Raw genomic sequence first — 23,500 nt, forward strand, 5'->3', positions numbered from 1 at the left:
CAAACCCTAGAAAATATTGAAGCTTTCCCTTAGAACATTGACTGAGATTTTTTGATTTTTATCACGACTTCGTTTAAACACAGTGTACACCGTTAAAGTAAGATTATCACTGGTGGCAGAAGCGATACTGAGAAAGTAAGTACTCTCTAAGGTAACTTGGTCATTAGCTATATTAAGTTTTTTGAGTATTTCAGAGACTTTGCTTAGATCTTTAATTCCATTTTCTTTTCTTGCCTTGAGTAATTCATTGAGCTGAGTTTCTTTCATTGAACTGCTCAATGACTTGAGGACTTTTATCGGTGCTGTATTGATATTAATTGGCGTAGATTCGGGTAACGTTGTAATTAAAGGCTCTAGCGCTAAATAAAGGGGAGCACTCACATCTTTGACCAGACGCAATTCGGATTTGCTGCTCATCAGTTGATGACTTGGATAATAAGGGGGTTTTTGACTCATATAATAGGATAGATAATTGTCTTTACCGCGGGCCAGATCATAAGGGGAGAGCCAATCATTAACTGCAAGAGTGAGCTTAACTCGTTCTGCTTCAGGAATTTGTGGTAAGGCTACTCCAATAAGATTTATAAATCCTAACATGGATTTTCTATTTTCCAGGTTATTAATATTGTATTGGGCTTGTAGATCATAAAGTGCCCCACTTAAGGTAACAGTACTGTCAATATGCTCCATGTCGCGGGGAAATACACTTACTATTCCTTGTGCATCGGCTTTGGTAAATTTATTTTTGTTATTATTTAACTCACCAAGTGCCCAAAAAGTGACTGCTTGTGAGCTAAGATAAACCTTATCGTGAGTGAGTATCAGTTTTGTACGGTAAATATCTAATTGCACTTTAGTACTCATGGCTGTGGCTACAATTGCAACCAAAGTCATAATAAAAAGTGCAGTGAGTAAGGCACTTCCTTTTGTTGTTTTAATTTGAAGCATAAAGCGCACCCGGTAGAATAAAAAGTAAATTCATTTCACCCTGATCCTGTAAAGTCATATTAAATTGTATGGCTTTGGGAAATGGCTCTTTACGCTGATTTAAGGTTACAGCTTGTTCTCTCCATTCAGGGAGTATTTGTAAATTTTGATTTAAATAACCAAAGTGACAGTTAGAAAGGCGACTCAGCAAGAGCTTATCTTCATAGCTTTTTTGATTGATTATGTCGAGGCTACTCCAGGTTCTTCGGATTAAAGCTCCTTGTTGGCAAACATAGGCAACTCGTTTTAGTGTACTGCGTTTTTCAATACTGCCAGGATTTATATTGCCATCCCGTGTGAATTCCACATAATTTTTTTGTCCTATAAAGGCGGGCAATAACTGCATCTCATTACTACGAATAGGGCGCTCTACAGTTTGACGCGTATCTTGTTGAATGAGGCTTATCGCAAGTTGCAATTCGTTGAGGCGTTCACTTTGCTCATTAACTCGAGCACGTGTTGTAAATGCATTATACAATACGGAGCTAGTAATTGTTGCCAGAATAGCGAATATGGTAAGTGCAATTAAAATTTCAATCAAAGTAAAGCCTTTAAGTTTTTTGGATGTTGCATCTTTTTTCATGGTACATACCTGAACGCTTGCAGTTCCTCTCTAAAAGGCCCTACTTTTTCTGGACTGACTGAAATAACTATTTTTTGAATGTTTTTTAGCGGTGTAGCGCTTACTTTCGCTCTCCAGTACCAGTGTTCATTCAACATAGTTGTATCTTGGGTTGTTTCTTGACTTTGATTAATCTGGAGTAAATTGAGCTGAATCATCGCCACACCTTGCATGGCAACCCAATGACTCACTGTTTTTTCTTTGATGCGTCGGGTAGTCTCTACGTTTTGTGATATCGCTTTCAGCAAAGCAGTTAATGCAATCGCTATTATAGAAAGTGCTAATAGAACTTCGATTAGAGTGAATCCTGACTCATTCGATCTCTTTTGAAACTCTATTTCAGAATCTGAATCCTCACGTACGGGTATGTACATTCCGGTTTTGCGCTTCATGTCTTCTCGCACTCATTTAGTGTTTACCACGTTAAATTGGAGTTCCCCATTGCGTTTGCCGATAAGCAAGGCTAAATTGTTGTCTTGTTTGCTACCAAAATTCAAAGTAAATGGAGTCATATCTCCAGAGGAAGATATAATGATAGGAGGGGCTCCCGCTGGAGTTGAATTGCTGGTTTTCAAAATAATATGTGTATCTTGGGGAAAATAGGTCATTTTAAACACTCCTTTATCGGAAATAGGCTTCCATTGAGCGTTGTTGTACAGTTGAAACACTTGATAACCGTTGTTATCAATACGCAGACCCAGGGTGCTGGTTCCCAAAATTGCTTGTTGCTGGGCTAGGCGAAGCGTATTAACTAATTGTTCTGCAGAAAATAAAATACGCCGACTTTCACCAAAATCACCAAAGGCAATTAAGGCAAAACCAAAGGTTATGCCTATAATCACCAAAACAATCAAGATTTCAATCAGGGTAAAACCTTGATTAGATTTCTTGGGAACTTCTGCTGTAGAGGAGAGTTGTTTTGTCGCTGCGCTACGCGAACTCTCATATGACTGCGCGTATGCAGTAATTCTGCGCTCCATGCCCCCAGGGAGTTTCCGAAGAAATCTATTGTTTTTTCTCATCCCAGTTACCAATTTCGGCATTAATACCTGTACCGCCGGGTTGTCCTTCAGCGCCGTAGGTAAACACATCAACATCACCGTGTTGACCAGGATTTAAATAAAGATAATCTCTGCCCCATGGATCTGCGGGAAGTGACTTGAGATATTGTTTCCAATTGGTGGGTGTCGGATTTGATGTAGGTTTCTCAACCAGGGCCATCAAGCCTTGATCCGTAGTGGGATAATTACCATTGTCCAGTTTGTATAAATCCAATGCGTTTTGTATGGCAAGCACATCTTGTTTGGCTTTAACTTTTCGAGCCTCATCAGGACGACTCATAATTTTAGGTACAACTATAGAGGCAAGAATGCCCAATATAACGACCACCACCATGATTTCAATTAATGAGAATCCTTTTTGTCTATTCATTTTTACTCCGATTTAAACTCGATTGAATAAAACGTGAAGCAATTACTGCGACACATCTGGTTTTAAGTAATTAATTGCTCCATTGAAAAAATAGGTAATAAAGTAGCTAAAACAATAAATAAAACGACCGCACCCATCAATAGGATCACCATAGGCTCCAACAAAGTCAATGACGTATCAATTAGTCGTTTAACTTCGTTATCCAAGTGAGCTGCAGCGCGTTCCATCATGTTTGATAATTGGCCACTTTTTTCACCGCTGCCAATTAAATGGATTGCCATCGGACTAATATAACCTGTTTCTTTTAAAGCTTCATTAATACCACATCCTTCTCTAACTTTTATTGTAGCAGTATCAAAAGCTCCTCGCATAACGACATTAGTTACTAGACTTGCTGCAACACGCATTGTTTCTAGAACACTTACTCCTGCTGCGAAAAGTATACCAAAAGTATGTATATAACGCGAAACATTAACTGTTTTTACTAGATATGAAACTATAGGAAGCCTTAATAACAGACGATGCCAGGAAGTTTTGATCTTTTCATTGTTCAGGCTTTTCTTAAAGGTAAAAACCATCAGGATAAGAGCAATTAAGGTATAAAGACCATAATCTTTAACGAAGTGACTTATACTAATTAATAATAGAGTCATTTCAGGCAGGGTTTGGCCGCCACTAGTAAATACCTCAATAATTTTGGGAACAACAAAACTCAGCAGAAAACTGATAATAGCAATCGAAACAATAATCATAATGAGTGGATAAATCAGCGCTTGCTGAATTTTCTGTCTTGTCTGCTGCTGGTTTTCAGTATAATCCGCTAATTTTTCTAAAACCACATCAAGACGCCCCGTTTGCTCACCTGAACCAACAGTAGCACGATATAATTCAGGGAATGCAGATGGGAATTGAGCCATGGCCTGTGCTAATCCATAACCTTCAAGTACTTTTGCACGCACACCTATAATGAGCTCTCTGACTTTGTCTTTTTCTGTTTGCTCACTCACTCCACGTAATGATTCTTCCACAGGAATCCCAGCAGCAAGTAATGTGGCTAATTGACGTGTAAATAGGGCAAGATCTGCTGCAGAAATTTTGCTTTTGGCATGACTGCCCGTACGTTGTTGAGTCAATATACGAACTTGAGTTGGAATTAATCCTTGATCGCGCAAAAGTTGGCGTGCGTGACGCTCAGAATCTGCTTCCAGCACACCTTTAGTCGTATTGCCATTTTTTTGAAGCGCCTGATATTGGTATGCACCCATATTTTTTATGGTTTATGTTAAAACATAGAGTTTAATCTATTGGGTTTAATAAGTCACTTAAGGTACACTATACAACCAGACTATCCTGGAGAGCAATAATGAGCAAAAATACAGTACTTGAGGCGATTAAGGAACATGATGCCAAATTAGTTGACCTGCGGTTTACGGACATACGTGGTAAAGAGCAACATATAACCATTCCAATTTCATCGGTGGATAATGATTTTATTGAAAATGGAAAAATGATTGATGGATCTTCCTTTAAGGGTTGGCAAAAAATTCACCAGTCCGATTTGGCTTTGATGCCTGATTTGGAAACGATGAAGCTTGACCCGTTCTTTCAAGACAACACTCTATTTATTCGATGTAATGTAGTCGATCCAAAAACTATGATGGGATATGAACGTTGTCCCAGATCACTGGCTTTACGTGCTGAAGCGTATTTGCAATCTACTGGTATTGCGGATACAGTGTATTTTGGACCCGAGCCTGAGTTTTTTGTCTTTGATAGTGTGCAATGGGAAACAACCATTGGCGGTGCCTTTTATAAAATTGATTCAGAAGAAGCACAATGGTATTCAGGAAAAGAATTAGAGGGTGGTAATATTGGTCATCGTCCAGCGATAAAAGGTGGTTATTTTCCCGTTCCTCCAGTAGATTCTTCTCATGATATGCGCTCTGCAATGAGCTTGATTCTTGAATCATTGGGAACTGTTGTCGAAGCACATCATCATGAAGTGGCTACAGCAAACCAATGTGAAATTGCTACTCGGTTTAATACACTGACCAAAAAAGCAGATGAATTACAGATTTTAAAATATGTAGTTCATAACGTTGCGCATAATTACGGAAAAACAGCAACTTTTATGCCTAAGCCTTTAGTCGGTGATAATGGAAGCGGCATGCATTGCCATCAATCATTAGCCAAAGACGGTGTTAATCTGTTTTCGGGTGATCAATATGGTGGTCTTTCCGAAATGGCACTTTATTATATAGGTGGAATAATTAAGCATGCACGTGCTTTAAATGCGTTTACTAACCCATCAACCAACAGTTATAAGCGTTTAGTTCCTGGTTTTGAAGCTCCGGTTCTATTGGCTTATTCAGCAAGAAACCGATCTGCTGCAATTCGCATTCCTCATGTGAATAATCCTAAGGCACGTCGTATCGAGGTACGCTTCCCTGATCCTACTGCGAATCCTTATCTGGCATTTGCCGCTATGATGATGGCAGGGCTGGATGGAATCCAAAGGAAAATTCATCCAGGCCAAGCTATGGATAAAGATCTCTATGACTTACCCCCAGAAGAACTTGTTGATATACCTACAGTATGTTCGTCTTTAGAACAAGCCATGGAATATCTGGAAAAGGATCATGATTTCTTGTTACAAGGTGATGTATTTACTAAAGATTTTATTATGAATTACATCAAAATGAAGGAAGAAGAAACAACCAGGATTAGAAGTTTGACCCATCCTTATGAGTTTGAGCTGTATTACAGCTTATAGGAATAATGGCGATGAGTAAATTTTTTGCCTTTATATCATTGATGATAGTAATTTGTGTCGCATCTCATGCGACGCAAATTTATAAATGGACTGATAGTCAAGGAAATGTTCATTTCAGTGATACTCCCCGTAAGGGAGCTGAAACCGTGATAATTCCCGAGACACAAAGTTTCTCATCACCAACTCCCTCGACTACTCAAACTCCAACACAAAAACATGAGCCAATCGATCAAGATGATACGATAAAGTTAAAACATTCCTACACTAAAATTGCGATTACAGATCCCGAAAGTGGGGCAACGATTCGTAATAATCAAGGCTTTGTTGCAGTGACTGCAGAAGTAGAACCTGATTTGCGTCCGGGAGATAAGTTACAATTGATTTACGATAGCAGAACTCTTGGTAAACCGCAGGCGAATCCAGTGTTTGAAATCAAGGGTATGAATAGGGGAACGCATAATTTGTCTGTGCAAATTGTTGATGCGGATGGAAATGTGCTTGATACTAGTGATCCTATAACTATTTATGTCTTTAGACCGCGCGTTGGTATGGTTCCTGGTACTGCACGTTAAATTTCTATGGATTGATTATGCTTATTTTATTATCACCAGCTAAAAAATTATTAAATAATTCCAAATCCTATTCTGGAGCGACATCCAATCCTATGTTTGTTGATAAAACCAACACTCTAGTTAAACTGATGAAAACTAAATCAGTTGCTGATATAGCTGCTTTGATGGATTTATCTAAGGATTTGGCCGAATTAAATTATAATCGTTATCAAGCTTTTTCTATGGATGATAAAGCATTATTGCATGCATATCCTGCTTTATTTTTGTTTCAGGGTGATGTCTACCAGGGCTTAAAAGCTGCAAGCTGGGAACAAAAAACGGTTGACTACTCTCAAGATCATTTGCGAATTTTGTCTGGGCTTTATGGTTTATTAAAGCCGTTAGATAATATCCAGCCTTACAGGCTTGAAATGGGAGTACGATTACAAAATCCTGCGGGTAAAAGTTTATATGATTTTTGGCAAGAAACAGTAACTAATGCGCTAAATCAGCAGTTAGCAGCGCAGAAAAATCCGATATTAATTAATTTGGCATCAAGTGAATATTTTAAAGCTGTAGATGCAAAGGGATTAAATTATCCAATTATTACGATCAATTTCTATGAAAAAAAGAATGATCAAATGAAAATGATTGGCATTCATGCTAAAAAGGCACGCGGGACAATGGCTAGGTATCTTATGCAAAATCAATTTGATGATTTAGAACACTTGAAGCAATTTAATGAGCTGGGTTATACATTTCATAGTTCAACTTCAACTGATGCTCATCTTGATTTTGTAAGAAAGAAATAGTTGTAGCCTGGGTGAAGCGTAGCGAAACCCGGGAAAAATGATTTTTTATAAAACCCGGGTTACGCTACGCTTCACCCAGGCTACGAAATAGTGAATCTATGTGGAACTTATCCAGTCGAGTACATCGTTTAAATCAATTTCCTGATCAAGAGGTTCATTGTTATGCTAAAAGAGATGACGAATTAGGTTGTGGCATCAGTGGTTCAAAATTACGTAAGTATGCCAGTCTTTTTCCTTTTTTGATTGAGCAAGGAATACAACACTTAATTATTATTGCTGGACCTCAATCCAACAATTTACTTGCTGCATTACAATTAGCGCGTGAATTTAAACTGAAAGTAACTGCTTTCTTGATACAGTCTTGGCAATTGGAGCTGCATGGGAATTATAAATTAAGCCGATTATTTCTTGCGGAACGGGAAATTGTCTGGGTTCCCCGTAACGCCTGGTCAAAAGTAAATGAACAGGCAAATCATTATCTACTGACATTAAATGAGCCTGGATTTGTTTTACAGGAAGGAGCAAGTGTTCCTCAAGCAATGAACGGCGCGTTAACCCTTGCAGAGGATATTATTTTAAATGAGCAATCATTGGGATATACATTTCAACATATCTTTATTGACTCGGGAACAGGCTTTTCTGCTGCTGCACTCATAAAAGGGCTGAGCCGATTGAATCATTCTGCTCGGGTTTATGTATTGTTGTTGGCTGATGATGAAATAATATTTCGAAATAAACTAAAGCAATGGATTGAACTAATTCCCCAGAATTTTCTTTGTTTTTATCCTACTACAGCCAAGGCTTTTGGCTCAGTGAATCAAACCATTAAAAATGAAATAAAACGTTTGGCACGAGAAGAGGGGATTTTGGCTGATCCCATTTATGCAGCAAAGCTATTTTATGAGTCAAGGAGATACATCAAAACCGAACAATTGAAAGGTAATGTACTCATTATTCATTCCGGAGGGACCTTAACGATGCCTGGGTTTGATTACGAATAATTTGTATAGTAAATTTCATTCTTCCCCCTTGAAATTTATCAAATCAAACCCTATATGACCTACATCATTAAGAAAAAGTGTCATAGGAGATTAGGTAAATGTCAAGTAAGCAACAAACCATGGGCTTTCAAACAGAAGTAAAGCAGATGTTGCATTTGGTAGTGCATTCACTGTATAGCAACAAGGAAATATTTTTACGCGAGTTAATTTCCAATGCTTCTGATGCGTTGGATAAATTAAGGTTCTTAGCTTTATCAAACGGTGCATTGTACGAAAATGATTCTGATTTAAGAATTACTATTGATATTAATGAGAAGTTAAAAACAATAACGATTAAAGATAATGGTATTGGCTTAAGTTGGGATGAGGCAGTTGAGAATTTAGGTACAATTGCGAAATCGGGTACTAAAGAATTCATGAGTCATTTAACTGGGGAAAGCGCAAAAGACTCTCAGTTAATTGGACAATTTGGCGTGGGCTTTTACTCAGCATTTATTGTTGCTGATAAGGTAACTGTTAAAAGTCGACGTGCGGGGATGAAGCCTGAAGAAGGAATTATTTGGGAATCTAATGGTGAAGGGGAATTTACCATTGGTTCTGAAAATAAAGCAACTCGTGGTACTGAAATCACTTTACATATTAAAGACGAGAATGATGAGTTTCTCAGCAATTGGCGTCTGCGCAGTATTGTCAGTAAATATTCAGATCATATTTGCTGGCCAATCATTATGAAAAAAATGTCTCAGGATGATAAAGAATCAAACGAAGATGAAACTGTAAATAAGGCAACTGCTTTATGGACAATGCAAAAATCAGATATTACTGACGAAGAGTACAAGCAACTTTATAAGCATATTTCTCATGACTTTCAAGAGCCGCTCATTTGGTCACACAACCATGTTGAAGGAAAGCATGATTATATTTCTTTGCTTTATATCCCAGCGCACGCACCGTTTGATTTGTGGCAACATGAAGTCAAACATGGTTTAAAACTTTATGTTAAACGTGTTTTTATTATGGACGATGCAACTCAATTTTTACCTCGCTATTTGCGCTTTGTAAAAGGTATTGTTGATGCGAGTGATTTACCGCTTAATGTATCGCGTGAAATTTTGCAAGACAACAAACAAGTAGAGAGCATTCGTTCAGCATGCACAAAACGTGTTTTAGCTATGCTTGAAAAAATGAGTACTCAAGATAAGGAAACCTATCAAAAGTTTTGGAATGAGTTTGGATTGGTTTTAAAAGAAGGGCCAATTGAAGACTTTACCAATAAAGAGGCTATTGCCAAATTGCTACGTTTTGCAACAACGGTAACGGGTTCCGAGAAACAAGAAGCAACTTTGGATGAGTACGTCAGTCGTATGCAAGAAGGACAGGACAAAATTTATTACATCACTGCGTCCAGTTATAATGCAGCTAAAAACAGTCCTCACCTAGAAATTTTTAGAAAAAAAGGAATTGAAGTATTGTTGCTTAGCGATAAAGTGGATGAATGGCTAGTTGGTTATTTAAGTGAATATGCTGGAAAGAAACTTCAGTCCATTTCGAAAGGAAAGGTGGAGTTAGGCGATGAGTCACCTGAGCAAATCAAAGAACAAGAAAAAACTCTTGAGCCTTTGCTAAAACATATTAAGAGTGTTTTAGATACACGCGTTAAGGATGTAATGGTAACAAACAGACTGACTGATTCACCTGCTTGTATTGTTGCAGATGAGCAAGATATGGGATTAGAAATGCAACGTATTTTGCAAGCTGCTGGTCAGCAGGTTCCTATGAGCAAACCTGTATTTGAAATAAATCCTGAACATCAGTTAATTAAACATTTGCATGATATTCAAGATGATGATTTATTTGAATTATGGGTCACCATGTTGTTTGAACAAGCAGTTTTAGCCGAAGGCGGTCAATTGGATAATCCCGCAGATTTTGTAAATCGAATTAATAAATTATTGGTTTCATCTGCAGTTTAATCGTTCATTGTAGCCTGGGTGCAGCGCAGCAAAACCCGGGTTCCGCTGCGCTGCACCCAGGCTACACTATACGGAAGATCGTACTCCCTTCAAGGGAGTCATCCATGAATGGGGCTGACGGGATACTTGAATCTTGATATACATCTTGAGAGGTATGTTGAGGAGCTTGTCCAATAAAGGGTATTTGACTGCTTGGATAGCGCACGGTTACCTGTTTTGCTGTGTTTAATTTCAATTCAGCCTGTTGGTATAACCTCTCGATGCGTTTATCAAGCATACTCAGATTAAGTTCAGCCTCACTTATTTTATTTGCTAGCCCAGGCAGTATTTCATTTTCAAGTGACATCATTTCACCATTTTGCTGGGCAATCGTTGCAATATTATCTTTTATTGTGGTTTTGTTTTTGCTTAATTGATTGCTATCCATACTGTTCATAATGGTGTAAACCAATGCAGCAATAAACAGACTTAGCGTAATAAAAGCAAGTACTGCAGCTGGAGCCATAAACAGAGGTGTTACTGCAAGAATGCCTCCCGCTACAGCTACTCCAGTACCAGCACCCCCGACAGTCAAAAAAAGGAAGAGTAATCCTAATTTAAGAAGGGTACTCCTATAGTTCCCACGCTCCAAGATGGCGATTTCTAATTGTTCATCTTCCTTTCCTAAATTTATATTTTGTGATGCTAGCCGCGGATTTGATTCTTTAAATCGTTCCACTTTTTTTTCTTTTTGCGACTTATCCTCTATTATTTTTTTCTTCTCAAGAAAAACGTTATTTCGCGCTAATCTTATTTTTTGTTCTTCAGCTTTGATTGAAAGATACTCACGCACGAATTGAATTATTTGTTTTAATGCTTCATTTTCCTGATAACTTAAATTGGGCATTGATTGCAAATAAATTTCAAGCCGTGTAAGATAAGTTTGATAGCTTATCTCAATAGCTCGCTGCATCAATTGTTCTTGTTTTTGATGCAGTTTTTTGTGCTTTGCCTCAATAGCTTCTTTCAGTAAATTATAGTTTTCTTCAGAGAGCTGCGATAAAGTAGGATCACCTGCCAAACGTGCTCTTGCTCTGTTATATCGTGCCGCAGCGCGTATCTGTCTTCGTTTTGCTTTTTCGGGTAAATCCAAAAGTTGTTTGTTTATTTTATTTTGATTTTCAATCAGAGCTTGATGATGTGATTGTTCACTCTTTAAGCCTCTTTGGAATGAACTTAGTTCTTTTGTAAGAATATTTTTCTCACGCTCTAAGTCTGTTTCTGGGTGTCCATGTAGTGTTGTATTTGGATGGCTATGGGTTGTTTTTAAATACGGAGCAACATCTGAGTGAGTATGGTGTTTATCATCGTGTTGCTCGATTGTTTCCGGATGAGGATGATTATGAGTGGTTTTTGAAGGAGGATCCACTTGCTCTGGATGAGAGTGATGATGAGTTTCTTCGTCTTTTTTATGGGCGACTAAAATAAGTTCATCAATAGTTTTTATGCGGACTTGAAGGCGATGAATATTTTCTTGATGTCTTTGTAACTCTGTCTCACTAGATCGTGTTATCTCACGCAGGAGTTGCAATTGAAATTCTAAGTCAGCTGCCGAAAGAGAATCATTTTCTGATTCTTGTAGATCAAATTTTTGCTCATCTAAATCATATTGGTATTGTTTGTTACAGGCCGCTGCTGTTAAATCAGATGTTGACTCTTGTTGATCAATCTGAAGAATACGAGATAGTTGTTCCTTAATTTCGCTGCTTACAAAAGAAATTGGTGATAGAAGAATACATGAGTTGCGCAAAGTAGAGTAGTTAGAACGTTCAATGAATTTATCCGTTATTTGTTCAACTAAAAGGTCAATATTTAATGTTGATAGCGACACTTGAATTCTCCTGTAAATATGTAGCATGCATTTTATATAAGTGCCTAAGCGAAATAATAAGCTTTATTTTTAAAAAGTCCTGGAAAAGGATCGTGTTATTTTTCCAGGACTAAATAGGGTTTATGCCTTGTGCTTTATGCATATGGAAGAACTAATACTGTTGTTCCTACATCAATAAAATGTTCATTAAGCCATTTTGCTGCCCCGGGCAAAACACGAATACAGCCATGACTGCTATTTGATTTAGGTACTTCATAAGCAGCATGTATCGCATAACCATCATGGAAATGCATGCAATAAGGCATTTTGGCGCCTCCCACGACATGACCATCGCGAGCAATAGGGTACTCATTCGACTTACAGTCAGCTCCTTTTTTATTGAATACATGGTAGGTACCGACAACTGTGCGGCACGATTCATGAATATCATCACAATAATTCATTCCTCCAGAAGCACTGCCTGTCATCACTCTATTACCTTGAGCGTCATAAGCTGCCCATGCATAGACCTTGGGGTCAAAAATAAAAAGCTTTTTGCCTTGGACATCACGCTTCATGGGAAATACGTTGCGACCTCGTGTATCATCTTGATAGGGAGTGGTGTAATGTAAATTTCCTGCGTCGTCTGCAATTACATCGGGTTTGTCAGTCACACAGGAGGTGATTAGAAGGCCTATTAACGGCGTGAGGTACATTATTTTTTTCATCACATATTATCCTTAAAAGCCGGTTTGTGTTTATGCATAAAAAAAGGCTCGAATATCGAGCCTTTATTAGATGTACTATATAATTTACGAATTTTTAAAATTTAATTATTCGTCAGTTAAACGAAAATATTTAGTTCCAAAATATCTTTGGAGTTTCTTTCTAATGGTGCCGCGGCTAATGCCTAGCATCTTAGCAGCTTGCAGTTGATTGCCACGACGTTTTTCCATTACTGCTTGAAGTAATGGAGGCTCAACCTCAGATAATATCATATCGTAAAGATCATCGATGCTTTTGCTTTTATTTTCAGCGAGAAAACGAGTAACTAAACTATAGACTAAATCTTGCAGACCTTGGTCTTGTTTGGTTATGCTTAATGTAGCTTCAGGTGTTTCAATGACAGTCATCTTAACTTCCTTATTATTAATTAAATCATATACATTCCAATTGCTAACATTCAAAATGAAAGCAAAATTAATTGTACATGAAGGATAATTGATATTCTATATTTTTAAGAGAAAACTATGCATTTTTTTCGAGCAATTCATTAGCCACAAGATTAAATAGTGAGCGATCGGATTTTTCTGAAGACAATGAATTTTTTACCTTATTTAAATGGGAAATCATTTTCGTAGGTTGAGTTGGATCATTGTAAAAAAGATCAACATAACGAGTTAATTCATGAGCATTGCAATCGTATTGTAAAAACTCTGGGACAATCATTCTATTCGCTAAAAGATTGCATAAACCAAAAAATTTGACTCTGATAAATCTCATTGCCAGTACATAGGAAAGAAAAGAAGATCTGTAAATAATACACATCGGTTTTTCTAATAAAGCACACTCAAGAGAGGCAGTTCCTGAAGCAACGATAACAAAATTTGCGGCAGCCATACAGTGTACTGCATGCCCTTGTACAAAGCTTATAGGTAAATTGAGGTTAGAAAAATAATGTTTGATCTTTTCTGGATTAATTGTATCTGCAATGGGAATTACAAAATGCAAATTGGGATAACGTTGCTGCAAAATTAGAGCGGTGTCACGCAACACAGGCATATGATATTTTATTTCGTTAGCGCGACTTCCGGGAAGAAGAGCAAAAATGTTTGCCTCCTCAGGAAGACCCAGAACTTTGCGTTGTGATTGGCGGTCATCAAAAGATGCTATTTTTTCTACTAAAGGATGACCAACAAAACTTACTGGAACTTGAGCTTTCTCATATATATTTTTTTCAAAAGGCAAAATAACGGCCATTTGGTCAATGCATTTTTTGATAAGATGAATGCGATTTGCTTTCCATGCCCAAATTTGTGGGCTGATGTAATATAGAATCTTAATCCCTAATTCTTGCTTTGCATATTTTGCCAGTCTTAAATTAAAACCTGGGTAATCTACTAAAATGAGTAGATCCGGTTTTTGCTGTTTTAAATGTTTTTTAATTGCTGAAAATGCTTTGCGAATTACATTAAGATTGCGAATAACTGCTGTAAGTCCTGTGACACCAAATCGAGCTAAATCTGAAATTATTTGAGCTCCAGCTTCCTGCATGTGTTTGCCGCCAATTCCACTAATTTCAATATTAGAATAGGTAGCTTTTAATTGGCGAATCAAAACCGCAGCATGGACGTCGCCTGATTCCTCGCCTGCTATAATAACAATGCGTTTAGATTTTTGCATGACGTTCAATTAAGTTATTCTGGATAAGCGACGTTATTGTTTCTGCAACATCAAGTGCATGAAGACCATCTTCGCCAGTTACAAGTGGGCTACTGTCTTCTTGGATGCATTTGATGAATGATTTTATTTCTTCAAATAATGCATCACCTTGCTCATACTCTTTTTCCTCTCGAACAATATCAGGAATTCCAGGAAACATTTCACCAGTTCCTTTTTTAAATACAGCAAGCTTTTTGTTCTGATAGTCAATTGAAAGATAAGAACTCTTTTGAAATATCCTTGTTTTGCGCTCTGATTTAAAACTGACTCGACTGGCTGTAATATTAGCAACGCACTGATTGGCAAATGTAATACGCGCATTGGCTATATCAATTGCTTTGGTAACTACTGGTGTGCCTTGCGCAAGAATTGAGACGATTGGACTTTTAACCATATTTTGAATTAAATCAATATCATGGATCATGATGTCGAGAATCACATTAACGTCGGCGCCACGTGGTTTAAATGGAGCTAAACGTTCTGATTCAATAAATAACGGTATTTCCAAATATTCATCCAAAGCCAATCGTGCTGAATTAAAACGCTCAAGATGTCCAACTTGTATTTTTGCATGGTGTTTTTCGGCAAGTTGAATTAATTCTTTTGCTTGAGCTACTGTTTCAGTAATTGGTTTTTCAATTAAAACATGGATACCATGCTCTAAAAAAGCTTTGGCGATTTCAAAATGCTGGTTCGTTGTTGCAGCAATACTCACTGCATCAACTTTGCCAAATAAGTCATGGTAGTCGTTATAGCCGGGAACATGCAATTCCAGTGATGCCGCTTCCAATAGGTTTTGATTCAGGTCGCAAATCCCAACTAACTCTGCATTTGGAAGAAGTTGATATTTTTGTGCATGAAATTTACCTAAATAACCTACACCAATGACCGCACAGCGAATTTTACTCATTATCTTCATATGTCAATTATTTGTGCGCATGATCGCATTTCTTGGATGATAAATCAATTTTAAAAGAGTATTATTAGCCAGCGTTAATGTCCAATGACTATACTGATAAAAGAATGAGAAGAATAATATGCTTATAGCTGGCGTAGATGAAGTAGGACGTGGTCCTTTGGCAGGAGCAGTGGTAACTGCAGCCGTTATTTTAGAAGCCCCTATAGAAGGTCTTGCTGACTCAAAAAAATTAAGCGCGAAAAAACGCGAATTGTTATCCGTGCAAATAAAAGAGCAGGCTATTGCTTATGCATATGGCAGGGCTGAAGTAGATGAAATTGATGTCTTAAATATCCATCATGCAACTTTACTGGCTATGCAACGTGCAGTTGAGGCTTTGCCAATCAAGCCACATCACGTATTAGTTGATGGCAAATATATACCGAAACTGAGTATTCCTTGTAAGGCAATTGTGCAAGGTGATAGTTTAATCCCTGAAATTAGCGCCGCGTCAATTCTTGCAAAAGTTTTTCGAGATGCAGAAATGGTAGCGCTTGATGCACTTTATCCTGGGTATGGGTTTGCAGACCATAAAGGATATGCAACAGTAGCACATCGAGAAGCATTAAATCGACTTGGCCCATGCAGCATTCATCGTCGAAGCTTCGAAAAAGTAGCAGCATTTTTTTAATGTGTAGCCTGGGTGAAGCGCAGCGTAACCCGGGTTGGCAGATAAGTTATAAAAAACGTGTAATCTCATTACTATGTACTGCATTCAATCAACGTAGGCTATTGAATAAAATTTTATGTGAACTAATGGACATCAAGATCCCGAAGCTCGCTAAAAAGGTAACCATTGCAGTACCTCCATAGCTGACTAAAGGCAAGGGAATGCCTACAACTGGAATGATGCCCATAACCATCCCAATATTGACAAAACCGGACATAAAAAATGACATAGCAAGACTTGCGGCTAAGAGGCGAGTGTATGTCGTTTGAGCATTGGATGCGATGTTCAGGCTGCGCAAAGAAGTCAAAACAATAAGAGCAATAATGGCAAATCCACCTGCGAAGCCAAACTCTTCGCTGGTTACTGCAAAGATAAAGTCAGTAGCATGTTCGGGCAAGAAGTTAAGATGAGATTGACTTCCTTGTAGCCATCCTTTTCCAGCAAGCCCGCCTGAGCCAATGGCAATCTTGGACTGGATAATATGATATCCTGCTCCAAGCGGATCTTGCTCTGGATCAAGCAGCATATAAACACGTTGTTTTTGATAATCATGCATTACATGCCAGACCACTGGAATGGCAGAGCCTATTAGAAGTATGAGCAACAAAATAACTTTAAAACGAATTCCAGCTAAAAATACAACACATAGTCCTGCTGCGGCCACCATAATTGCGGTCCCCAAATCGGGTTGTTTTGCAATAAGCAACGCGGGAACGCAGATAATGAGTCCTGCAACAACAAGGGATTTAAAGCTGCTAGGTCGAGTTTGTCGGTCAAAATACCATGCCGCCATCATAGGGACGGCCAGTTTCATGATTTCAGAGGGTTGAAAGCGAAATAAACCCAACTCAAGCCAGCGCTGGGCTCCTTTCCCAATTTTTCCCATGAGCATTACGGCAATTAATAAAGTTAATCCCACGCTATATATCCACGGAGTCCATATTTTATATTTATGAGGAGGAATAAAACCGAGTACAATCATAACGAGTGATGCAAAAATGAGCCTCATTGATTGGCGCAAGATCATACTCGTGTTCGCATTGGAGGCGCTGTATAAAATCAAAAGACCAAAGCAAATCAATACGAGTAGTAATCCCAGTAAGGGAAAATCCAAATGGAGTGATTTTTTGGTAAACCGATAAACGGGTTTAGTGTGTCGTCTGTTCATGAGCTTTCATCGGATAAAGTTGATAGTATGTATCAAGCACTTTACGTGCAACTGTGGAGGCAGCAACATCGTTCTCTACAACAACTGCCAGTGCAATTTCAGGCTCGTCAACTGGAGTAAAAGCAATGAACAATGAGTTGTCCCGTAATGCTTCGGGGATGTCTTCATATTTTACTTTTTCATATTGTCTGCCGCTAAATACTTGTGCTGTACCCGTTTTTCCAGCAACTGGATAAGGCGGGTTGCGTCCAAATCGATAACCTGTTCCCTCATTACTGGTTAAAACATTGTGCATTGCCTCTGCGACAATATCCCAGTTTGCTTCGTCTCTAAGGTAGATTGGATATTCCTCAACAGGTTTGTATCGTTTTATCTCACCACTGTCACTGTTTACAGTTTTCGTTAATAAATGAGGTCTAAATCGCTGTCCATGTTGACTTAATGAAGCTGTGGCATTTGCCATTTGTAATGGTGTAGCAAGCATAAAACCTTGTCCTATAGAGGTAATTAAAGTATCGCCAGGATACCAAGAAACTCCCTTAGTTTGTTTTTTCCATCGTAAGCTAGGTACAATGCCCGCAGCCTCTTCATAAAGGTCGATATGGCTTAAATGGCCCAAACCAAATTTTACGAGCATATCCTCAATATTGGAAATACCCATTTTATTTCCTAGTTGATAAAAATAGGTATCACAGGAAACAGTGATCGCTCTTTTAAAGTTAATCATTCCATGGCCTGTTTTTTTCCAATCTCTATAGATGTGGCTGGCAGTAGGGAGCTTATATCGACCAGGATCATAAATAGTTGTTGCAGTAGTGATAAACCCTTTATCTAAACCTGCTAGACCAACAAATGGTTTAATTGTTGATGCAGGAGGGTATACACCGCGTACCGCTCGATTAAATAACGGTCTTTGTAAGGTATTTGACAATTTTTTGTATTCTTTAGCACTCACACCACCGACAAAAATATTGGGATCAAAACTTGGAGAACTTACCATGGCTAAGATTTCACCATTCTTAGAGTTAATTACAACCACTGCGCCTCGTTTGTCTTTGAGTGCTTCATAAGCTGCTTGTTGGAGTCTGATATCAATGCTTAAATAAAGCTTTGCTCCTGAATGAGGATTAATTTTATCAACAACTCTTAGAGTGCGCCCACTGACGTCGGTTTCTACCATTTGGTATCCGACCTTGCCATGAAGCACATCCTCGTAATATTTCTCAACACCTGCTTTGCCAATAAAGTTTGTAGCACGATAATTGGTTGGGTCTACTGCTCTTAATTCTTCAACATTGATTCGACCAACATAACCCAGAACATGAGCTGTTATCTCACTTAAGGGATAATGGCGCATCAAACGCGCTTTAATACTGACGCCGGGAAAATGGTATTGATTGATGGCAAAAAGTGCCACCTCCTCTTGAGTTAATTTTAATTTAACAGGTATGGGTACAAAAGAGCGGTTTTGCTTTCGGGTACGTTTGAAATTCTTGATATCTTCTTCTGTAATTGATGGAATTAATTTTTGTAATTCAACTAATGTTTGATCCATGTTTTTAACATGTTCAGGAATAATTTCCAGAACGTAAACAGGGATATTTTCTGCAAGCAATACGCCGTTCCTATCAAGAATTACTCCTCTTGGTGGAGCAATGGGAATAACACTCATTTGATTTTTTAAAGATAGGGTTTGATACTTTTTAAATTCGGAAATTTGTAAAAATGCAAGTCTTAAAACAAGGATTAAAGATAAAATAATAAGGAACGCCACCAGCAGATTAATTCTAAAAAGTTGTTGCTGGGATTCTGGTCGGTAATTTTTAAAAGATTGATTTCGACTCATTGACGCACAGTCAGTTAGCTGGACTCAAAAACGTGCATGGTAACTTAAAATCAGATTGTTTACTATAGCTTTTATAGAACTGCTTAAATCATTACTTATGATAAGGATGATTGTTAATAATAGACCAGGCTCTATATAAGGTTTCCAACAAGATAATGCGTACAAGAGGGTGAGGAAGGGTAAGCTTTGATAAAGACCACCGTTCATCACATAATTTAAGGATTTCTTGAGATAGGCCTTCAGGGCCGCCGATTATAAGGCAGAGATGACTGTGTATTTGTTGCAATTGAGAGATTTTAAGAGCCAATTCTTCGCTGCTAAATGCTTTACCTTCAATATCCAGAGCAATAATTCGTGCATTATTGGGTAATGCATCTCGGATAAGTGCAGACTCTTTTTCTAATATTCGCAGTAAGTCGGATGCTTTACCACGGCGAATCAATGGTATTTCAATGAGTTTAAGTTGCACACCATCATTTAATCGTTTGGCATACTCGTTAGACCCTTGGTTAACCCAGTCGGGCATTTTATTGCCTAAAGTAATGATGGTGATTTTTAACATAACAGTTTAATAAACATATTTAATTTTGGAGCGGCTCATCCCATAGACCTTCCAGATTATAATATTGTCTGTATTCAGGCTGCATGACGTGTATGATAAAGTCGCTAAAGTCAATAAGAACCCAGTCGCCAGTTTCCAACCCCGTACAATTCATAGCAGGAGAGCCTGTGGATTTCATATCTTCCATTATTTTTTGTGAAATTGCTTTTACATGCCGAGAAGAACGTCCTGAAGCAATAATCATATAATCAGTAATGGTCGTTTGTTTTCGAACATCAATTACTTTGACATCAATAGCTTGATTGTCATCAAGCAACTGCAACAGTTTAGTTAACATTGGGTTTTGATCTGACATAAATTAGACTAATTATTTATAAAAAAGCGCTGAATGATAACAGTATTTTTCCTATAGCGCCACCCACTATGTTCGGTACATCGTTGCAAGCTTGTTCGGCCCAGTCATGTACTTGAGTACACTCCTTCACCTCTCTTCACTCGCGCCTTGTCTAGAGCCTAGTGGATGACGCTATATATAAAAAGGGCTGCAATGCGCACATGCAACTCAATTGTAGGTAAAATCTCTGATTAATAAAAAATCCTGGTTAATAAATAAGCTTATTTTTATCTATTTGCATTAGAATTATAGGATTCAATATTTGGAGTTAGATGAAACAAAATGATGCCTAGGCTTCATTTTGTTTCAATACCAAAGAGGGTGAATCAGCTGAATGATGAGTTAATAAGAATTTGATTACTGCAAATAAGACCAGGCAGCATAGAGCAGCAATAAACAGTATTCCTAACTGTTGAGTGAATGCTGCAGCATAAAGGGTTTTTAATACTGCAATATTTGTTTCACCCGAAGGAATTGCTGTTAATGAAGCCAGTTTACCTGATAAAAATCCACCGATCCCCAGAGAAACAAAAAAGATACCCATTAGTGTGCTCACTTTGTTCTTGTCAGCAAGAAGTGTAATTGCAGATAATCCAACTGGAGATAATAGGAGTTCAGCTAATGAAAACATTAAATAAGCTGGTATGATTAAAAGCGGTGAGAGTAACGCATTCTTGTCAGTGAAGTTGCTGACTAAGGCAATAACAGCATAAGCTGTTGTGGTAATAAATATGGCAAGTAGAAATTTTTTCCCAATACTTAGTCCGCGCTCGGCTAGGCTGAGTTTAGGGTTTTTCTTCGCGAGAAAGTAACCAATAATCAGCATTCCTACGCTTTGAATTGTTACATAATAAGGTGCAGGGAAATGAATACCACAAAATGTTGGCTCAACAACTCGAGAAATAAACAAAGTCAACGACATAAACATTTGAAAATAGAAAGACCAGAATACTACTGATATGATGCACAATAAACCAATCACTAGGGTTTGACGTGATTGATTGGCATCTTCTCCACTGACTGAATATAAAATATAACCAGCTGAGAATAATACAACAAGTCCAAATATAAGATTCGCTAATTGAGGTGAATTTAAAATATAAAACGATAAAGACCACAGAAATATCATTAACAGAATGGCTGTGATGATTTTTTTATATTGAAAAACAAAAGGATTGTAGTCTTTAATGTTATATTTTTTGATGCCTTGTAAAAAAACAAGGAAGGCTATGATCATGCCAATTGCAGCACTGGTGAAGGAGGCTACCCAACCAAAATGCTCATTTAAAATACTTGGCAGGGTAGTACCTAAAATAATACCTGTAGTAATTCCCATATAAAAAATAGTAAAACCACTCTCGCGACGAGCAGAGCCCGTAAGATATTCATTTCCTAAAAGTGATGAAATGTTCGGCTTCAATAGTCCAGTTCCTACGGCGATTGCTGCAAGAGATGCTGTAAGTGCCGTAGTATTATCAACTAATGACAAGATACAATAGCTCACAAAGAGTACCACTGCGCCGAGTAAAACAGCGCGTTTTTGACCTATTAATTTATCAGCAATCCATCCTCCTACTACAGGAGAAAGGTAGGTCAGGGCAGTAAATGAGCCAACTAATGCATAGATTTGCTTATCAGGCCATTTGAAATGCAAGGCTAAATAAAGTGCTAAAAGAGATTGAACTACATAAAAACCATATCGTTCCCACATTTCAGTTGCAAAAAAAATACGGAGTGACTTCGGGTGTTTTTCAGAGTTAGTAGGCACTTTAATTTTAGGTACGTGAGTTTAGAATAGGTAAATTTTAACATAGTATTATGAAAGATCATAGACAATATGCTCTCTTGAAGGTCATTTTGAGTGTTATTTAGTAAATATAGTAATCAAAGTGATTAATTATTATAAGATATTCATGTGTTAGCCACTATAGAAAGCCATTCACCAAAATCCAAAACATCGGTCTTTAAAGAAATCATGAGGCAGCTTCGCTCTGAGTGATCCTCTCATTTTTTTAAATTCCCTTTTGCAAACAGAGCCAAAGGGGAGTTTTCATTATATTCTAATTGAAACCAAGCGATGATACGGTCAAACTTTCGTATTTTTAAGCACTTCAATCCATTGTTAATAAGCTGTTTCGCTAAATAGAGGAAAGAAAGCACTCGATGAGTACGTATAGTATTTGCTTGAAAGTGATAGTGTATTTTCTTTTTTTCTGCTGCAAATCCAATCATCCAAAGGATTAGAGTAGCTATGGTAGTAATGAGTATTAAAAGGTTCATTTTGTTCTTATCTTTTGTCCTGCTAACCCGCCAACCGAACCCCAGGCGCTCACTCTTATCATCTCTGAAGTTTTGTTCAATCTGCATTCTTTTGCTATATAATTCCCGAACCAAAATAGCTACTGTCTCTTGTTTATTTTCTACATCCAAAGAGAGGTCTTGATGAAGATTGGATACCAAAATCCAAGGTTCGGAATACATTTTAGAATATCTTTTTTCAACATCGGGATATTTGGGCTTGGGATTTTTACGTCCCTTTTTTTCACCCCAATAGGCTGTAAATAAAACGTGTGCTCGTGTTTTGGAATCTTGTCCCAATTTACCGATGCCAAAATAATGGGTTTCTCCATATGCAATGCCAGAATGTAACTTTTCTATAGGGCTCCATTTTTTGTCGGTATTCAGACGATAGTTTATCGTACCGCTTACTCTTCCAAGAAAATACCAACCGAGTTGATTAACACGAGTAAACCAAGGTGTTTTGAAACCTGCATCTGTGATAATAATAATTTTCTTTCCTTCCGGTAAAATCTCTTTTAAGTGAATTAAAAACTGGCTATGTATTTCTTCTTTTGCTAAATCTTGCTGTGAGTGGATTTCATTATAAATGGGAATGGAGCGGCCTTCGTGCACTAAGCTTGCACGGAGCATATGAGTATCTGAGCGACAACAACCCGTCCAGTCTACTGCGATTAATAACTCGTTTAATCCCCTGAGAATGTCCTTGAAAAGGCTTTTATAAATGGCAACTTGGCTTTGAGAAAGTTTTTTATGAGATAAAAAGCGCCAACACATATTTATTTTATGTTTTACTTTTGCCTTTCCAGGCAAATTCCTTCCAATACTACTCAAACTTAAGTAGGTTTGGGGCTTTAATAAACTTCTAACTTCGCTGATTAGGCTTTTTCTTGTCTTAGTATGCATCCAAGAAAGTGATTTAGTAATAAAGTTGTGACAAAATACATCTGCAAGCATGGTTTCTTATCTAATGATTGTGTAGGAACTCTTATTAGATCAAAAGTTTCCATCGCTTGCATCTTTTTTTTAGCGATTCAAAAATGAGAGGATCACTCAGGGCTTCGCCTGCACCCAGGCTACATTACCGTCATCCCTGTAGACTTAGAATACTTATTTTCCTGGTTAAATTTTGAGGAACTCTTAGGCATAAAGCGCGGCACGTA

Annotated in this window: 23 protein-coding genes; 6 read left to right on the forward strand and 17 right to left on the reverse strand. The window is 37.8% G+C overall.

The window, feature by feature from the left end:
- Positions 1–6 precede the first annotated feature (6 nt).
- The 6 genes from gspK to lspF all read right to left on the reverse strand — a co-directional run bounded on the left by gspK (position 7) and on the right by lspF (position 4,305).
- On the reverse strand, positions 7–948 hold the full coding sequence (gene gspK, locus Lani_RS10130; protein WP_019232125.1) for a type II secretion system minor pseudopilin GspK: 942 nt from the start codon (positions 946–948) through the stop codon (positions 7–9).
- Positions 935–1,570 carry a GspJ family T2SS minor pseudopilin variant LspJ gene (gene lspJ, locus Lani_RS10135; protein ID WP_019232126.1) on the reverse strand — a complete coding sequence of 212 codons (636 nt, stop codon included), beginning with the start codon at positions 1,568–1,570 and terminating at the stop codon, positions 935–937. Before lspJ ends, gspK begins: the two co-directional genes overlap by 14 nt.
- Positions 1,567–1,983, reverse strand: a complete 417-nt coding sequence (gene gspI, locus Lani_RS10140) for a type II secretion system minor pseudopilin GspI (RefSeq protein WP_051045681.1) — start codon at positions 1,981–1,983, stop codon at positions 1,567–1,569. The genes lspJ and gspI overlap by 4 nt, the downstream gene beginning before the upstream one ends.
- 30 nt (positions 1,984–2,013) lie before the next feature.
- Positions 2,014–2,589: a type II secretion system minor pseudopilin GspH gene (gene gspH, locus Lani_RS10145; RefSeq protein WP_103030591.1), complete on the reverse strand. Its 576-nt coding sequence runs from the start codon at positions 2,587–2,589 to the stop codon at positions 2,014–2,016.
- A gap of 25 nt (positions 2,590–2,614) precedes the next feature.
- On the reverse strand, positions 2,615–3,040 hold the full coding sequence (gene lspG / locus Lani_RS10150; protein ID WP_019232129.1) for a GspG family T2SS major pseudopilin variant LspG: 426 nt from the start codon (positions 3,038–3,040) through the stop codon (positions 2,615–2,617).
- 62 nt (positions 3,041–3,102) lie between these two features.
- Positions 3,103–4,305 (reverse strand): GspF family T2SS innner membrane protein variant LspF, encoded by a 1,203-nt coding sequence (gene lspF / locus Lani_RS10155; protein WP_019232130.1) that lies wholly within the window; start codon positions 4,303–4,305, stop codon positions 3,103–3,105.
- 98 nt (positions 4,306–4,403) lie between these two features.
- Here lspF and glnA point away from each other — a divergent pair, with 98 nt between their 5' ends.
- The 5 genes from glnA to htpG all read left to right on the forward strand — a co-directional run bounded on the left by glnA (position 4,404) and on the right by htpG (position 10,150).
- Positions 4,404–5,813, forward strand: a complete 1,410-nt coding sequence (glnA, locus tag Lani_RS10160; RefSeq protein WP_019232131.1) for a glutamate--ammonia ligase — start codon at positions 4,404–4,406, stop codon at positions 5,811–5,813.
- A gap of 11 nt (positions 5,814–5,824) precedes the next feature.
- The gene (locus tag Lani_RS10165; protein ID WP_019232132.1) at positions 5,825–6,385 is read left to right on the forward strand and encodes a DUF4124 domain-containing protein; all 561 of its coding nucleotides are present in this window, start codon (positions 5,825–5,827) and stop codon (positions 6,383–6,385) included.
- Between the two features lie 17 nt (positions 6,386–6,402).
- Positions 6,403–7,176, forward strand: a complete 774-nt coding sequence (gene yaaA, locus Lani_RS10170) for a peroxide stress protein YaaA (RefSeq protein WP_019232133.1) — start codon at positions 6,403–6,405, stop codon at positions 7,174–7,176.
- A 98-nt stretch (positions 7,177–7,274) separates the two neighbouring features.
- Positions 7,275–8,177, forward strand: coding sequence for a pyridoxal-phosphate dependent enzyme (locus tag Lani_RS10175; RefSeq protein WP_019232134.1), 903 nt, complete (start codon positions 7,275–7,277; stop codon positions 8,175–8,177).
- A gap of 98 nt (positions 8,178–8,275) precedes the next feature.
- On the forward strand, positions 8,276–10,150 hold the full coding sequence (gene htpG / locus Lani_RS10180; protein ID WP_019232135.1) for a molecular chaperone HtpG: 1,875 nt from the start codon (positions 8,276–8,278) through the stop codon (positions 10,148–10,150).
- 61 nt (positions 10,151–10,211) lie between these two features.
- On the opposite strand, the gene Lani_RS10185 is transcribed toward htpG, so the two are convergent.
- The 5 genes from Lani_RS10185 to Lani_RS10205 all read right to left on the reverse strand — a co-directional run bounded on the left by Lani_RS10185 (position 10,212) and on the right by Lani_RS10205 (position 15,351).
- Positions 10,212–12,020, reverse strand: coding sequence for a hypothetical protein (locus tag Lani_RS10185; protein ID WP_058388530.1), 1,809 nt, complete (start codon positions 12,018–12,020; stop codon positions 10,212–10,214).
- 134 nt (positions 12,021–12,154) lie between these two features.
- Complete coding sequence (locus Lani_RS10190) at positions 12,155–12,727, reverse strand: L,D-transpeptidase (protein ID WP_019232136.1); 573 nt, start codon at positions 12,725–12,727, stop codon at positions 12,155–12,157.
- Between the two features lie 105 nt (positions 12,728–12,832).
- Entirely contained in the window at positions 12,833–13,132 is a 300-nt protein-coding gene (locus Lani_RS10195) for a helix-turn-helix domain-containing protein (RefSeq protein ID WP_019232137.1), read from the reverse strand.
- A gap of 115 nt (positions 13,133–13,247) precedes the next feature.
- Positions 13,248–14,402: a lipid-A-disaccharide synthase gene (gene lpxB, locus Lani_RS10200; RefSeq protein WP_019232138.1), complete on the reverse strand. Its 1,155-nt coding sequence runs from the start codon at positions 14,400–14,402 to the stop codon at positions 13,248–13,250.
- Positions 14,389–15,351, reverse strand: coding sequence for a Gfo/Idh/MocA family protein (locus tag Lani_RS10205; protein WP_019232139.1), 963 nt, complete (start codon positions 15,349–15,351; stop codon positions 14,389–14,391). Before Lani_RS10205 ends, lpxB begins: the two co-directional genes overlap by 14 nt.
- 127 nt (positions 15,352–15,478) lie before the next feature.
- On the opposite strand from Lani_RS10205, the gene rnhB reads away from it, so the two are divergent.
- The gene (gene rnhB / locus Lani_RS10210) at positions 15,479–16,030 is read left to right on the forward strand and encodes a ribonuclease HII (RefSeq protein ID WP_019232140.1); all 552 of its coding nucleotides are present in this window, start codon (positions 15,479–15,481) and stop codon (positions 16,028–16,030) included.
- An 88-nt stretch (positions 16,031–16,118) separates the two neighbouring features.
- Here the strand turns inward: rnhB and rodA are convergent, their stop codons facing one another.
- The 6 genes from rodA to Lani_RS10240 all read right to left on the reverse strand — a co-directional run bounded on the left by rodA (position 16,119) and on the right by Lani_RS10240 (position 23,294).
- On the reverse strand, positions 16,119–17,237 hold the full coding sequence (rodA, locus tag Lani_RS10215) for a rod shape-determining protein RodA (protein WP_019232141.1): 1,119 nt from the start codon (positions 17,235–17,237) through the stop codon (positions 16,119–16,121).
- Positions 17,218–19,083, reverse strand: a complete 1,866-nt coding sequence (gene mrdA / locus Lani_RS10220) for a penicillin-binding protein 2 (RefSeq protein ID WP_019232142.1) — start codon at positions 19,081–19,083, stop codon at positions 17,218–17,220. The genes rodA and mrdA overlap by 20 nt, the downstream gene beginning before the upstream one ends.
- Before the next feature lie 91 nt (positions 19,084–19,174).
- Positions 19,175–19,645 carry a 23S rRNA (pseudouridine(1915)-N(3))-methyltransferase RlmH gene (rlmH, locus tag Lani_RS10225; protein WP_019232143.1) on the reverse strand — a complete coding sequence of 157 codons (471 nt, stop codon included), beginning with the start codon at positions 19,643–19,645 and terminating at the stop codon, positions 19,175–19,177.
- Between the two features lie 19 nt (positions 19,646–19,664).
- Positions 19,665–20,000 carry a ribosome silencing factor gene (gene rsfS, locus Lani_RS10230; protein ID WP_040521892.1) on the reverse strand — a complete coding sequence of 112 codons (336 nt, stop codon included), beginning with the start codon at positions 19,998–20,000 and terminating at the stop codon, positions 19,665–19,667.
- Between the two features lie 328 nt (positions 20,001–20,328).
- Positions 20,329–21,807: a peptide MFS transporter gene (locus Lani_RS10235; RefSeq protein WP_081595138.1), complete on the reverse strand. Its 1,479-nt coding sequence runs from the start codon at positions 21,805–21,807 to the stop codon at positions 20,329–20,331.
- Positions 21,808–22,043: 236 nt separating this feature from the next.
- Complete coding sequence (locus tag Lani_RS10240) at positions 22,044–23,294, reverse strand: IS4 family transposase (protein WP_019232517.1); 1,251 nt, start codon at positions 23,292–23,294, stop codon at positions 22,044–22,046.
- Between the last annotated feature and the right edge of the window lie 206 nt (positions 23,295–23,500).

It is taken from the genome of Legionella anisa, assembly GCF_001467525.1.
Taxonomy (GTDB): domain Bacteria; phylum Pseudomonadota; class Gammaproteobacteria; order Legionellales; family Legionellaceae; genus Legionella; species Legionella anisa.

Excerpts from the sequence above, each read along its gene's own strand:
- gspK (WP_019232125.1), bottom strand. The coding sequence starts at position 948 with ATGCTTCAAATTAAAACAACAAAAGGAAGTGCCTTACTCACTGCACTT.
- lspJ (WP_019232126.1), bottom strand. The coding sequence starts at position 1,570 with ATGAAAAAAGATGCAACATCCAAAAAACTTAAAGGCTTTACTTTGATT.
- gspI (WP_051045681.1), bottom strand. The coding sequence starts at position 1,983 with ATGTACATACCCGTACGTGAGGATTCAGATTCTGAAATAGAGTTTCAA.
- gspH (WP_103030591.1), bottom strand. The coding sequence starts at position 2,589 with ATGGAGCGCAGAATTACTGCATACGCGCAGTCATATGAGAGTTCGCGT.
- lspG (WP_019232129.1), bottom strand. The coding sequence starts at position 3,040 with ATGAATAGACAAAAAGGATTCTCATTAATTGAAATCATGGTGGTGGTC.
- lspF (WP_019232130.1), bottom strand. The coding sequence starts at position 4,305 with ATGGGTGCATACCAATATCAGGCGCTTCAAAAAAATGGCAATACGACT.
- glnA (WP_019232131.1), top strand. The coding sequence starts at position 4,404 with ATGAGCAAAAATACAGTACTTGAGGCGATTAAGGAACATGATGCCAAA.
- Lani_RS10165 (WP_019232132.1), top strand. The coding sequence starts at position 5,825 with ATGAGTAAATTTTTTGCCTTTATATCATTGATGATAGTAATTTGTGTC.
- yaaA (WP_019232133.1), top strand. The coding sequence starts at position 6,403 with ATGCTTATTTTATTATCACCAGCTAAAAAATTATTAAATAATTCCAAA.
- Lani_RS10175 (WP_019232134.1), top strand. The coding sequence starts at position 7,275 with ATGTGGAACTTATCCAGTCGAGTACATCGTTTAAATCAATTTCCTGAT.
- htpG (WP_019232135.1), top strand. The coding sequence starts at position 8,276 with ATGTCAAGTAAGCAACAAACCATGGGCTTTCAAACAGAAGTAAAGCAG.
- Lani_RS10190 (WP_019232136.1), bottom strand. The coding sequence starts at position 12,727 with ATGAAAAAAATAATGTACCTCACGCCGTTAATAGGCCTTCTAATCACC.
- Lani_RS10195 (WP_019232137.1), bottom strand. The coding sequence starts at position 13,132 with ATGACTGTCATTGAAACACCTGAAGCTACATTAAGCATAACCAAACAA.
- lpxB (WP_019232138.1), bottom strand. The coding sequence starts at position 14,402 with ATGCAAAAATCTAAACGCATTGTTATTATAGCAGGCGAGGAATCAGGC.
- Lani_RS10205 (WP_019232139.1), bottom strand. The coding sequence starts at position 15,351 with ATGAGTAAAATTCGCTGTGCGGTCATTGGTGTAGGTTATTTAGGTAAA.
- rnhB (WP_019232140.1), top strand. The coding sequence starts at position 15,479 with ATGCTTATAGCTGGCGTAGATGAAGTAGGACGTGGTCCTTTGGCAGGA.
- rodA (WP_019232141.1), bottom strand. The coding sequence starts at position 17,237 with ATGAACAGACGACACACTAAACCCGTTTATCGGTTTACCAAAAAATCA.
- mrdA (WP_019232142.1), bottom strand. The coding sequence starts at position 19,083 with ATGAGTCGAAATCAATCTTTTAAAAATTACCGACCAGAATCCCAGCAA.
- rlmH (WP_019232143.1), bottom strand. The coding sequence starts at position 19,645 with ATGTTAAAAATCACCATCATTACTTTAGGCAATAAAATGCCCGACTGG.
- rsfS (WP_040521892.1), bottom strand. The coding sequence starts at position 20,000 with ATGTCAGATCAAAACCCAATGTTAACTAAACTGTTGCAGTTGCTTGAT.
- Lani_RS10240 (WP_019232517.1), bottom strand. The coding sequence starts at position 23,294 with ATGCTTGCAGATGTATTTTGTCACAACTTTATTACTAAATCACTTTCT.